The 12,178-nt window shown below is 72.2% G+C and carries 12 protein-coding genes; 10 read left to right on the forward strand and 2 right to left on the reverse strand.

Annotated features, from left to right (window positions below; genetic code table 11):
• The first annotated feature begins 143 nt into the window (after window positions 1–143).
• The 9 genes from SKED_RS09340 to SKED_RS09380 all read left to right on the forward strand — a co-directional run bounded on the left by SKED_RS09340 (window position 144) and on the right by SKED_RS09380 (window position 8,898).
• The gene (locus SKED_RS09340; RefSeq protein WP_012866897.1) at window positions 144–1,070 is read left to right on the forward strand and encodes a PIG-L deacetylase family protein; all 927 of its coding nucleotides are present in this window, start codon (window positions 144–146) and stop codon (window positions 1,068–1,070) included.
• Complete coding sequence (locus SKED_RS09345; RefSeq protein ID WP_012866898.1) at window positions 1,067–1,942, forward strand: ATP-grasp domain-containing protein; 876 nt, start codon at window positions 1,067–1,069, stop codon at window positions 1,940–1,942. Before SKED_RS09340 ends, SKED_RS09345 begins: the two co-directional genes overlap by 4 nt.
• Window positions 1,939–3,174: a glycosyltransferase family 2 protein gene (locus SKED_RS09350; RefSeq protein ID WP_012866899.1), complete on the forward strand. Its 1,236-nt coding sequence runs from the start codon at window positions 1,939–1,941 to the stop codon at window positions 3,172–3,174. The genes SKED_RS09345 and SKED_RS09350 overlap by 4 nt, the downstream gene beginning before the upstream one ends.
• 131 nt (window positions 3,175–3,305) lie before the next feature.
• Complete coding sequence (locus SKED_RS09355; protein WP_012866900.1) at window positions 3,306–3,704, forward strand: VOC family protein; 399 nt, start codon at window positions 3,306–3,308, stop codon at window positions 3,702–3,704.
• A 123-nt stretch (window positions 3,705–3,827) separates the two neighbouring features.
• Window positions 3,828–4,667 (forward strand): helix-turn-helix domain-containing protein, encoded by an 840-nt coding sequence (locus tag SKED_RS09360; protein ID WP_012866901.1) that lies wholly within the window; start codon window positions 3,828–3,830, stop codon window positions 4,665–4,667.
• A gap of 233 nt (window positions 4,668–4,900) precedes the next feature.
• Window positions 4,901–5,944: an iron-siderophore ABC transporter substrate-binding protein gene (locus SKED_RS09365; protein WP_012866902.1), complete on the forward strand. Its 1,044-nt coding sequence runs from the start codon at window positions 4,901–4,903 to the stop codon at window positions 5,942–5,944.
• A gap of 7 nt (window positions 5,945–5,951) precedes the next feature.
• Entirely contained in the window at window positions 5,952–7,019 is a 1,068-nt protein-coding gene (locus SKED_RS09370; protein ID WP_012866903.1) for a FecCD family ABC transporter permease, read from the forward strand.
• Window positions 7,016–8,086, forward strand: coding sequence for a FecCD family ABC transporter permease (locus SKED_RS09375; protein WP_012866904.1), 1,071 nt, complete (start codon window positions 7,016–7,018; stop codon window positions 8,084–8,086). The genes SKED_RS09370 and SKED_RS09375 overlap by 4 nt, the downstream gene beginning before the upstream one ends.
• Complete coding sequence (locus tag SKED_RS09380; RefSeq protein WP_012866905.1) at window positions 8,083–8,898, forward strand: ABC transporter ATP-binding protein; 816 nt, start codon at window positions 8,083–8,085, stop codon at window positions 8,896–8,898. Before SKED_RS09375 ends, SKED_RS09380 begins: the two co-directional genes overlap by 4 nt.
• Before the next feature lie 180 nt (window positions 8,899–9,078).
• Here the strand turns inward: SKED_RS09380 and SKED_RS09385 are convergent, their stop codons facing one another.
• Window positions 9,079–9,561: an SRPBCC family protein gene (locus tag SKED_RS09385; protein ID WP_042437932.1), complete on the reverse strand. Its 483-nt coding sequence runs from the start codon at window positions 9,559–9,561 to the stop codon at window positions 9,079–9,081.
• Window positions 9,562–9,806: 245 nt separating this feature from the next.
• Entirely contained in the window at window positions 9,807–10,139 is a 333-nt protein-coding gene (locus SKED_RS09390; protein ID WP_012866907.1) for an ArsR/SmtB family transcription factor, read from the reverse strand.
• A gap of 221 nt (window positions 10,140–10,360) precedes the next feature.
• On the opposite strand from SKED_RS09390, the gene SKED_RS18985 reads away from it, so the two are divergent.
• Complete coding sequence (locus SKED_RS18985; RefSeq protein ID WP_012866908.1) at window positions 10,361–11,953, forward strand: HNH endonuclease signature motif containing protein; 1,593 nt, start codon at window positions 10,361–10,363, stop codon at window positions 11,951–11,953.
• Window positions 11,954–12,178 lie beyond the last annotated feature (225 nt).

The following is a 12,178-nucleotide window of genomic DNA, read 5'->3' on the forward strand; positions in this document are numbered from 1 at the left end:
TGACGAACACACGCGGGTCACCTCGGTGACCTCTCTGGCCGGACCACGTGCCCCCTCCCCCGTCGTGCCGTGGCCGTCCACCCCACCTCTTCAGCCTTGTCGCGCCCTCAGACGCGCGCGGCAACCCCGAAAGGACACCGACGATGGTGCTCTTCGCCCATACCCTCCTCTGCTTCGCCCTGCTCGGCGCGGCCTCCGGAGCGCTGCTCAGCGCACGGTGGCTCCGACGGCACACCACCCACCCCGACGTCGTCCGCCGGACGGCCTTCGTGTCTGCCCTGCTGCTCGTGCCCGCCGCGACCATCTGCACCGTCTGGCACCACTCGACGCTCACCGGCCCGGCATCGGTGGCCATCCAGGTGCTCGGCTGGGCCAGCATCATCCTGCTCCTCGTGGTCGTGCGCGGCACGATGATCGCCCCGCCCGACGACGAGGAAGCGCCTCGACCCCGGCGCGTGCTCGCCGTCGGAGCGCACCCCGACGACCTGGAGCTGGGCTGCGGGGCGACCCTCGCCCGGTGGATCGACGCCGGCTACGAGGTCCACGGGCTCGTCATGTCCAACGGCGAGCGCGGCGGCACCGGCGTCCGGCCTGCCGAGGCACGCTCGGCCGGGAACTTCCTCGGCGCGCAGTCCGTGACCGTCCTCAACTTCCCCGACACCCGGCTCGCCGACTCGAGCAGCGACATGGTCGTCGCCATCGAGGAGCACGTGTCGAGGCTCCAGCCCGACATCATCCTCACCCACTCGTCGAACGACTCTCACCAGGACCACAAGGCCGTGCACCTGGCGACGCTGCGCGCAGCACGGTTCCACACCACGCTGCTGTGCTACGAGAGCCCGTCGGCGACCACCCGGTTCCGCCCGACGGTCTTCGTGGACGTCGGCGGGTACGTGGACGTCAAGGTCCTGGCCATCGCCACGCACCGCGACCAGAGCGACAAGCCGTACATGACCGGTGAGCGGATCCGCGCGACCGCGTCCTACCGGGGCGGGCAGGCCAAGGTCCGTCACGCCGAGGGCTACGAGCCCGTCCGGGTGCTCGCCTCGATGACGACGGTGCTCCCGTGAGGCGCGTCGTCGTCACCGGGGCCCGCGGGCCGGCGGGCGCGAGCGTCGCCCGCCAGCTCGTCGAGCGCGGGCACCAGGTCCTCGGGGTGGACATGCACCCCGAGGGCGAGGGCCCCTTCACGGTGCTCCGCGTCCCGCCGGTGCTCGACCCCACGTACCCGGACGCACTCTTCGCGGCTGCCCGCTGCTGGTCGGCCGACCTCATCATCCCGACGGTCTCCGAGGAGCTCACCCTCCCGGCGCTGCACCACACCTCGCCCGAGTGGTCGGTGGTCGTGGGACCCGCGAGCGCCGTGTCGATCGCGAGCGACAAGTGGTCCACATACCGGGTGCTGGCCGACGCGGGCGTGCCCGTCCCGGCCAGCACGCTCGGGACGTCGTGGACGACGGCGGCGCACGGTGCGCTCGCCGGGTACGACGGTCCGCTGGTGTCCAAGCCGCGCCACGGGCGCGGTGGGCGCGGGGTGGTGGTCCACCCGCACGTGGGCCGGCTGGGGCTGACGTCGGACAGCATCGTGCAGGAGTTCGCGCCGGGCACGGAGTACGCCGTCGACCTGCTGGTGTCGTCCCGGTGGGGCACGGTCGACGTGGTCGCCGTGCTCGAGAAGACGGCTCTGGCGCAGGGGGACGTCGGCAACGGCACGCACGTGCGCCGGCTGGCCGCGGGCCAGCCGGCCGACGTGGTGGCCGCGGCGTCGGACGCGGTGCTGGCCATCGGTCTGACCGGCCCTGCGGACGTCGACGTGCGCCGGCTGCGGGACGGGACGGCGGTGGTGCTGGAGATCAACGCCCGCCTGGGTGCGCACAGCGCGTACGTGCCCGAGATCTGCGGCGGGATCCTGGACCACTACCGAGTGATGGCGACCCGGTGAGCGGGTGGGCCCTGGCCCTGCAGCTGCTCGTGCTGCCGGCCGTGCTGCTGTCCCTCGTCGAGGCGGCGTACCTGCCGCTCGCTCTCGTGGCGCACGCGCGGCGCCCGGCGGACCCGTTGCGGGTCCCGTCGAACCCCTTCGTGTCGGTGGTGGTGCCGGCCTTCGACGAGGGGCGGGTGCTGCGCCGGTGCGTCGACTCGATCCTGGCCGACCGCTACCTCAACAAGGAGGTGGTGCTGGTCGACGACGGCTCGCGCGACGACACGTGGGAGGTGATGAAGAGCTACCGCGGTCGCCCGGGCGTCGTGGTGGCCCACCAGACGAACGCGGGGAAGGCGGCGGCGCTCAACCACGGGATCTCCCTGAGCCGCGGCAGCATCCTCATGTTCGTCGACGCCGACGGGGTGTTCTCGGGGTGGACGATCCGCGGGATGCTGCGCGGCTTCGACGACCCGCGGGTGGGGGCCGTGTGCGGCAACGACGCCCCGGTGAACCTCGACCGGTTCCAGCCGCGGCTGCTCACCCTGCTCACGCACGTCACGGCGATGGTGCGTCGGGCGCTGGCGCAGGTCAACTGCCTCACCATCGTCTCGGGGAACTGCGGTGCGGTGCGCCGCGAGGTGCTCGACGAGGTGGGCGGCTTCACCGAGGGGCTGCTCGGCGAGGACCTCGAGCTGACGTGGCGGGTGCGTCGCGCCGGGTACCGGGTGTCGTTCCAGCCGGAGGCCATCGTCTACGCGGAGGTCCCGGCCGGGGTGGGGCCGCTGTGGCGCCAGCGGGTGCGCTGGGCGCGGGGGTACCTGCAGACGCTGTGGATGCACCGTGACCTGGTGGGCAGCGTCCGGCACGGGGTGGTGGGGCCGTACCTGGCCGTCAACGCCCTGACGATGGTCGTGGCGCCGGTGCTCCAGCTCGTGGCGCTGGGGATCATCCTCGGCCTGGCGGTCGACGACTCCCAGACGCTCTACGGCACGCCGGCGAGCACGCTCGCGTGGGCGCTGCTGCTGTTCCCGGTGCTTTCGGTGGTCGTCTCCGCGGCCCTCAACGGGTCGTGGCGCGACCTGCGGTTCTTCTACGTGCTGCTCGTGATGCCGGTGTACTCCACGGTGATGAACGCGGTGATGGTCACCGCGATCGTCCAGCAGCTGCGGCGCCGCCCGTCCCGGTGGAACAAGCTGGAGCGCACCGGGGTGTCGTCACGCCACGGGATCCCGGACGGGGCACGGTTCTGAGGAGCGGAGCCTGAGGAGCCGTGCAGCGCCAGCCACCACAGCCGTGGCGCCGGTCGGTCGACCGTGCCACGGTGGACCCGGGCCACCACAGACCCACGAAGACCCACACCGCTCCGACGAGAGGCACGACCATGGCGCTGCGCTGGTACTCGACAGTCGTCGAGTCGACCGACCACCGGGCTCTCGCCGCCTGGTGGGAAGAGGCTCTGGGGTGGACCACCGTCTTCGCCTCGGACGAGGAGGTCGCGCTCGTGCCACCGTGGGCCGAGGAGCTGGGGAAGACCCTGCCCTTCGAGCGCGTGCCGCCCGGTCTGGTGTTCGTGCCCGTGGAGCACACCAAGACCACCAAGAACCGTCTGCACATCGACCTCGCGCCGCACACGAGCGACGACCGCGACGCCGAGATCGCGCGGCTGCTGGCGCTCGGAGCGACACGGGTCGACGTCGGCCAGGGCCCCGAGGTCACCTGGGACGTGCTCGCCGACCCCGAGGGCAACGAGTTCTGCGTGCTCTCCTCCCGGGACGAGTAGCCGGAGCACAGGACGAGCAGCCCAGCCGCGGCACACGTCGGGGCGGGACGGGGCGGGGTGTGGAGGGGCGGGACGCCGATCCGCGTCGCTGGTGGTGCACCTGGTCGTCGTACCCTGGCTGCCATGACCGAGCAGGCCACCGTCTCGCAGCCCGGCGCCACCACGTCGCACCGCTCCGGACCGCGCAGGGCGTCCTCCCGCACCAGCCGCACCCTGCCGTCCTACGAGGCCGGCTCGGTCGAGGTCCCCTTCGTGATCTTGGGTTCGTCCGAGGTCATCACCCACGACACGTGGTGGGAGGAGCACTCGCACCCCACGCACGAGCTGCTGTGGAACGAGCGTGGTGCGTCGACCGCGACGGTCGGGCCGCGGACCTGGACGGTCACCCCGTCGATCGGGCTGTGGGTGCCCGCCGGTGTCCGGCACTCCGGGTGGACGCCCGCCGGGACCTGGCAGCGCGCCGCGCAGCTCAACACCCGGACCGTCCGGTCGATCTCCGAGACCCCGGTCGCCGTCGACCTCACGCCGCTGCTGACGCTCCTCCTCGACCGTCTGGACTCCGACCTCGGCGAGGCGTCGCGCGCCACGACCGAGGCGATGGTCCTCGACGTGCTGGTCCCGGCCCCGACGGAGCTCCTGCTGCAGTCGCCGACGTCAGAGCTGCTCGCCCCGGTGGTCGAGACGGTGCTGGCCGACCCCGCAGACCCGACCACGCTCGCGGCGTGGGCCGCGCGGCTCGGGGTGAGCACGCGCACCGTGACCCGCACGTTCCTCGCCGAGACCGGTCTCGGCTTCAGCCAGTGGGTCGCGACGGCACGGACCCAGCACGCGATCGCGCTGCTGGCGCGCGGCGAGGAGATCGAGGACGTCGCGCTGCTCGTCGGCTATGGCTCTGCGAGTGCCTTCGGCACGGCGTTCCGGCGGGTCACCGGTGTGAGCCCCGGGCGGTTCCGCGCTCGCTGACGCACCCGCCAGGTGTCCGATCCGCTCATCTGGGCGTCAGAACTGCTCGATTGCCATCCCACTAAGGGCGCACTATCTTCGGTTAGGCAAACCTTAGGCGGTCCGTTCGACGGCCCGCCGGTCTGCTCCCACCCTTGATCACCTCGCCCACCCACGGGCACCGTCGACGGCCCGCGCGGCCCGCACCCTGTGCGACGCGCCGCGAACCGCCGCACCACCACCGAGAGGCCACCATGACCCGCGCCGCCAGCACGTCCCGCGCACCCCGCCTGATCGCGCTCTCGAGCGCCGCGCTCCTCACCCTCGGCCTCGCCGCGTGCTCGTCCGACGCACCGGCCGAGGAGTCCACCAGCGCGGCGGGCTTCGAGCCCATCGTCATCGAGCACGCCCTGGGCACCACGACCATCGAGTCGAAGCCCGAGCGCGTCGCCACGGTCCAGTGGGCCAACCACGAGGTCCCCCTCGCCCTGGGCGTCGTGCCCGTCGGCATGGCCGCCGCGAACTTCGGCGACGACGACGGCGACGGCCTGCTCCCCTGGGTCGACGAGAAGCTCGAGGAGCTCGGCGCCGAGACGCCCGTCCTCTTCGACGAGACCGACGGCATCGACTTCGAGGCCGTGGCCGACACGAACCCCGACGTCATCCTCGCCGCGTACTCCGGCCTCACGCAGGAGGACTACGACACCCTCAGCGAGATCGCGCCGGTCGTCGCCTTCCCCGAGACCGCCTGGGGCACCTCGTGGCGCGACATGATCCACCTCAACGCCGAGGCCATGGGCATGGCCGACGAGGGCGACGCCCTCGTCACCGAGCTCGAGGACGAGATCACCGAGAAGGCCGCCGCGTACCCGCAGCTCGAGGGCACCTCCGCGATGTTCCTCACCCACGTGGACACCACCGACCTCAGCCAGGTGAGCTTCTACACCTCGCACGACACCCGCGCCATGTTCTTCGAGGACATCGGCCTCACCACCCCCGAGAGCATCGCGACCGCGACGGCCTCGACCGACCTGTTCGCCCTCACGCAGAGCGCCGAGCAGGCCGACGCGTTCAGCGACGTCGACCTCATCGTCACCTACGGCGGCGACGAGCTCGTGACCGCCCTCGAGGCCGACCCGCTGCTCTCGCAGGTCCCCGCCGTCGCCAACGGCTCGATCGTCAACCTGCCCGGCACCAGCCCGCTCGGCACCGCCGCGAACCCGACGCCGCTGTCCATCTCCTGGATCCTCGACGACTACCTCGAGCTGCTCGGCGCAGCAGCCGACAACGCGAAGTGACCCCCGCGTGACACCAGCACCCTCGGGCCCGGCAACCACCGTCGCCGGGCCGACCACCTCGGGCGCCGCAGCCGTGCGGCGCCCGAGGCGCGTCCGCGCCCTGTGGCTCCTCGTCGTCCTGGCGGTCCTGCTCGTCCTCGTCGTCACCTCGGTGATGGTCGGCTCGCGCGGCGTGGGGTGGACCGACGCCCTCGCGGCCCTCGGCGGCTCGACCGACGGCTTCGACCAGGCGGCGGTCGCCAAGCGCATCCCCCGGACCCTCCTCGCCGTCGTCGCCGGCGCCGCTCTCGGCGTCTCCGGTGCGCTCATGCAGGGCGTGACCCGCAACCCCCTCGCCGACCCCGGGATCCTCGGGGTGAACATGGGCGCCTCGCTCGCCGTCGTCACCGGCATCGCGTACTTCGGGCTCACGGCCGCGTCGAGCTACATCTGGCTCGCCATCGCCGGTGCCGCCGTCACCGCGCTGTTCGTCTACACGATCGGCTCCCTCGGCCGCGGAGGTGCGACGCCGCTCAAGCTCGCCCTGGCCGGCGCCGCCACCTCGGCCGCCCTCGCGTCCTTCGTCAGCGCCGTGGTGCTCGGCCGCAACGACATCGCGGGCGGTGTGCGGTCCTGGCAGATCGGCGGCGTCGGCGGTGGCTCCTACGAGAGCATCCGGCAGGTAGCCCCCTTCCTCGTGGTCGGGCTGGTGCTGGCGCTCGTCTCGGCGCGGAGCCTCAACTCCCTCGCCCTCGGCGACGAGCTGGCCGCCGGGCTCGGCGAGCGCGTCGCGATCGCCCGCGGCACCGCCGCCCTGAGCGCCGTGATCCTCTGTGGCGCCGCGACCGCCGTCACCGGGCCCATCGGCTTCGTGGGGCTCGTCGTCCCGCACGCCTGCCGTCTCCTCGTCGGCGTCGACCACCGCTGGCTGCTGCCCTTCTCCGCGCTCACCGGCGCGGCGCTGCTCACCGGAGCCGACGTCCTGGGGCGCATCGCCACCCGGCCCAGCGAGGTCGACGTCGGCATCGTCACCGCGCTGGTCGGCGCGCCCTTCTTCATCTACATCGTCCGCCGCCAGAAGGTGCGTGCCCTGTGACCACCGTCAGCCTCGAGGCGGCGTCTGACCGCCCGGTCCTCACCACGGCGCAGTCCGTCGCGCGCGCCCGGTCCGGCCGTGCCGTCCGCCGCCGCACCGTGATCGCGGTGCTGGCCGTGCTCGTCGTCGTCCTGTTCGTCACCTCGCTCATGGTCGGCAAGACCTTCTACCCGGCCTCCGACGTGCTGCGCGTGATCCTCGGCGAGGACGTCGCCGGCGCCAGCTTCACCGTCGGGCGGCTGCGCCTGCCGCGTGCGACCCTCGCGATCCTGGCCGGCCTCTGCTTCGGGCTCGGCGGCGTCACCTTCCAGACGATGCTGCGCAACCCGCTGGCCAGCCCCGACATCATCGGCATCAGCTCCGGTGCCAGCGCCGCGGCGGCCTTCGCGATCGTCACCCTGTCGCTCGGGTCGCGCGCGGTGTCCGTCGTGGCGATCGTCGCCGGGCTCGTCGTCGCGATCCTCGTCTACCTGCTGGCCTACAAGGGCGGGGTCGCCGGGACACGGCTGATCCTCATCGGCATCGGCGTCGCCGCCATGCTCGACAGCATGACCGCGTACGTCCTGTCCCGCGCTGCCGAGTGGGACCTGCAGGCGGCGCAGCGGTGGCTCACCGGCAGCCTCAACGGCGTCAGCTGGTCCCAGGCGCTGCCCGTGCTCGCCGCACTCGTGGTGCTCGCCCCGGTGCTCCTCGCGCAGTCGCGCAACCTGTCCGTGACGCAGCTCGGCGACGACACGGCCTCGGCGCTCGGGGTCAGGGTGAACCGCACCCGCCTGATCCTCATCGTCGCCGCCGTCGGTCTCATCGCCTTCGCGACCGCGGCCGCCGGCCCGATCGCCTTCGTCGCGTTCCTCTCCGGACCGATCGCGGCGCGGCTGGTGGGCCCCAGCGGCTCGCTGCTCGTGCCGGCCGCCCTGGTCGGCGCGGTCCTCGTGCTCGTCGGCGACCTCGTCGGCCAGTACGCGCTCGGGACCCGCCTGCCCGTCGGCGTCGTCACCGGTGTCCTCGGGGCGCCGTACCTCGTCTACCTCATCGTCCGCACGAACCGCTCCGGGAGCTCCCTGTGACCACCGACCACACCCTCGTCGCACAGGGCCTCACCCTCGGGTACGGGGACCGCACGGTCATCGACGGGCTCGACCTCGTGGTCCCGCCCGGCAAGGTCACCGCGATCGTCGGCGCGAACGCCTGCGGCAAGTCGACGCTCCTGCGCTCCATGTCGCGCCTGCTGTCACCGCGCGGCGGGCAGGTGCTCCTCGACGGCAAGCAGGTCCACAAGACCCCCGCCAAGCAGCTCGCCCGGACCCTCGGGCTGCTCCCCCAGTCACCGATCGCCCCCGAGGGCATCACCGTCGCCGACCTCGTCGGCCGCGGACGGCACCCGCACCAGGGCATGCTGTCGCGCTGGAGCACCGCCGACGACGAGGCCGTCGCCGCGGCGCTCGACGCCACCGAGACCGCGGCGCTGGCCGACCGTCCCGTCGACGAGCTCTCCGGTGGGCAGCGCCAGCGCGTGTGGATCGCCATGGCGCTCGCGCAGCGCACCGACCTCCTGCTGCTCGACGAGCCGACGACCTTCCTCGACGTCAGCCACCAGGTCGAGGTCCTCGACCTGCTCACCGACCTCAACCGGGCGCGCGGCACGACGATCGTCATGGTGCTGCACGACCTCAACCTCGCAGCCCGGTACTCGGACCACCTCATCGCGCTCGCCGACGGGCGGGTGCACGCGTCGGGCACACCGTCGGAGGTCCTCACCGAGGACACCGTCCGCGCGGTGTTCGGCCTCGAGAACCAGGTCATCGTCGACCCGACCTCCGGGAAGCCGCTCATGCTGCCCATCGGGAGGCACCACGTGACGGACCGCGCGGCGGGCTGACGCCGCAGCCGGTCTCACGACAGGCGCAGCTGTTGCGCCGGCTGATCCGACGGTAGTCATCCCACCCTGCCGAGACCCAGAGGCCAGGGAGCGGACAGACGACCAGGGGCGACACCCCGTGCCACCAGGCATGTCGTGCCTGGTCGGCGGGATGTCGCCCCTCGGCGTCGGGTGCCTCCGTCAGCCGGCGAGCACCCCGTCGATCTGGCCCATCGCCTCGCGCATGCCTTCTTCCATGCCCATCTGGGCGAGGAGCTCGAGGTGCTCGAGGCTCGCGAAGGTCGTGACGATGGTCATCCGGGTGCGGCTGTCGACCGGCTCGAGGGTGACGACGGCGCGGGTGGTGTCGGTCGTCGGGGTCGCCTCGCCCTCGTCGGCGAACCCGTCCTCGAACTCGAAGGACCGGGGCGGGTCGACCGTGAGGATCGTCCACCAGCCGCCGGCCTTCTCCCCCTCGGGGCCGGTCATGTAGTAGCGCGAGCGCCCGCCCGGGACCAGTGAGTGCTCCTCGAAGGTCGCGGGCCAGGTGGGCGGACCCCACCACTGCTCGAGCTGGCGCGGATCCTCCCAGATCTGCCAGACACGGTCGACGTCGGCGGCGTGCTCTGACACGATCGTCAGGGTGAGGTTCTCAGGATCCTTGTGACTGCTCACTACAGGCATGGTCGTCCTTCTCTCCGTCGTGGTGCTCTCGGCTCTGGTGCTCTCGGCCTTGGTGCTCTCGGTCGCTGGTCTCCGGGGTTCTCTGCTGCTGTCGTAGTGCGGTGGAGCTGTCATGCGGTGCGGGCTGTCATGGTGCGGTGCTGCTGTCATGCGGTGCGGGCTGTCGTGGTGCGGTGGTGTCGCGGCGGGGTGGGCTCGTGCGGGCTGTCGTGGTGCCAGACGGCGCCGCTCGCCCTGCTGGTGCTTCATCCCTCCGCGAGCAGTACGTCGATCTGCTGGGCTCGGAGCTGCCAGATCTTCTCGTACTCGCCGAGCAGGTGTGAAGCCCTCCGGACGGCGTCGACGTTCCCGTGCACGATCTGCTCCCTCCCGCGTCGCTCCTTGGTCACGAGGGTCGCGCGCTCGAGGACCGCGACGTGCTTCTGCACGGCGGCAAAGCTCATGTCGTAGTCCTGAGCCAGCGCGGACACGGACTGACCGCGCTCCACGACGCGCGCCATGATGTCGCGCCGTGTCGCATCGGCCAGCGCCTGGAACACGCGGTCGACCTCTTCGTCGGCCCACTGATCTACAACCATAAAGTTGTACGTTACGCGGGGTGGCGACAGGGCGCAAGGGTGGGCGATACGAGGGCGCGGAGCGGTGCAACGGTGCGCGGGGCGGGCGCCGCCGCGCGGACGCCTCAGCGCCACCCCCGCGCCTGTGCCCGGTGGTCGACGTCAGGCGCCCGCCATGCGACGATCCACAGCCTCACAACTCCCCCTTGCCACCCAAAACCCCCGAACGGTAGTATTCGAACATGCGTTCGAGCCACTCTCCTGCCGACCTGACGAACCGCGTCGCGGACCTCGTCGCCAGCGGCATGCCGTGGTGGCGGGCGCGCTCAGAGATCCTGGACGAGCTCCTCGACGAGGTCGTCGCGTCCGACCGTGCGATCGCCTCAGCCCACGCCCGACGCGTCAGAGCCATCGAGGCTGCTCGCACCTGGGCCGTCGACTCTGCGCGGGAGCTGGACCCAGCGCTCGGGCCCGTCGACCCCGAGGACCGCGAGCGCGCGGCCGCGATCCGCTCGGGGCGGTCGTACGCCCGAAAGTCCGTCACGCTCGAGATGGCGTGCGCAACCCGCACCCCTGAGGTCACGATGGACGGTCTGGTCCACGAGGCAGAGGTGCTGGTCGACCATCACCCGGCGACGCTCGAGGCTCTCGGGGAGGGCGACATCACCTACCGCCACGTCGGCGCGATCCTGGATGCCACGACGACCCTCGAGCCCGATGACTGCCAGACGCTCGAGGCTGTCCTCGTCGAGCGCGCGAAGATCACGACGGTGTCGGCGCTGCGGAGGTACGCGCGGCGGCAGCGGGAGCAGGCTCATCCGCGAGCACTGGAGGACCGTCACCGGGAGCGGTTCCTCGAGCGGCGGGTCGAGACCGAGCCAGCCCACGACGGCATGATGTGGCTGCACCAGTACCTCCCTGCGGGGCAGGCGACCGCCATCTACAACCGTCTGACCGACACAGCCGCCAGCCTCCAGGGCCCAGACGACCCGCGGACGCTCGCACAGCTGCGAGCTGATGTGTTCAGCGCACTCCTCCTCGACGACGACATCTCGACACAGCACTCTCCGTCCGGTGTCCCGTGCCGCATCAGCTCCGGCTCTGGCTCTGGCTCTGGCTCTGGCTCTGGCTCTGGCTCTGGCTCTGGCTCTGGCTCTGGCTCTGGCTCTGGCTCTGGCGGAGCATCCGCGGAGGACATCGACGTGTCCACCCCGTCGTCGGGCCTGCCGTCGATGCGGGGCATCCGGCCGACGGTCGCCGTGACCGTCCCCGTCATGACTCTGCTGGGTGCCTCAGAGGAGCCCGGCCACCTCGAGGGCTACGGTCCGATCGATGCCCCCACGGCACGGGACCTCGCCGCGCGTGCCCCGTCGTTCACCCGCATCCTGACCCACCCCGAGACCGGGGTGGTCCTCTCTGTCGGACGAGACGCCTACACCGTGCCGGCCGACCTCAAACGGTGGCTCCGACTACGGGACGAGACGTGCCGGTTCCCCGGCTGCCAACGTCGAGCGGCGCGCTGCGACATCGACCACGTGGTCGACTGGGCCTACGACGGCACCACCGCCCACGACAACCTCATCCACCTGTGTCGGCACCACCACCGCGTCAAGCACCAGACCCGGTGGACGGTCAGCATGCGCCCCGGTGGGCTCGGCAGACCGAACGGGATCGCAGCCTGGTCCTCGCCGACCGGTCGGACCTACACCGACCATCCCGCACTCGAGCTCCCCGCCCCCGACGAGGTGCGCAGCTCACGCGGGGCGAGACCCTTCAGCACAGCACACGCACCTCCCGACCCGGGGAGTTCCTTCGCCGACGACCCACCGTTCTGAGCCGGGTCGCTCAGCATCGGCGACAGGGAGCCGCGCAGCGCTTCACCGCGCCTCCGCGCCTCCGCGCCTCCGCGCCTCCGCGCCTCCGCGCCTCCGCGCCTCCGCGCCTCCGCGCCTCCGCGCCTCCGCGCCTCCGCGCCTCCGCGCCTCCGCGCCTCCGCGCCTCCGCGCCTCCGCCATGATCATGCCGAAGGGCAGCACCGCCTCAAGCCCTCAAGCCCTCAA

Origin of the sequence: Sanguibacter keddieii DSM 10542, assembly GCF_000024925.1 — a bacterium.
Lineage (GTDB): Bacteria > Actinomycetota > Actinomycetes > Actinomycetales > Cellulomonadaceae > Sanguibacter > Sanguibacter keddieii.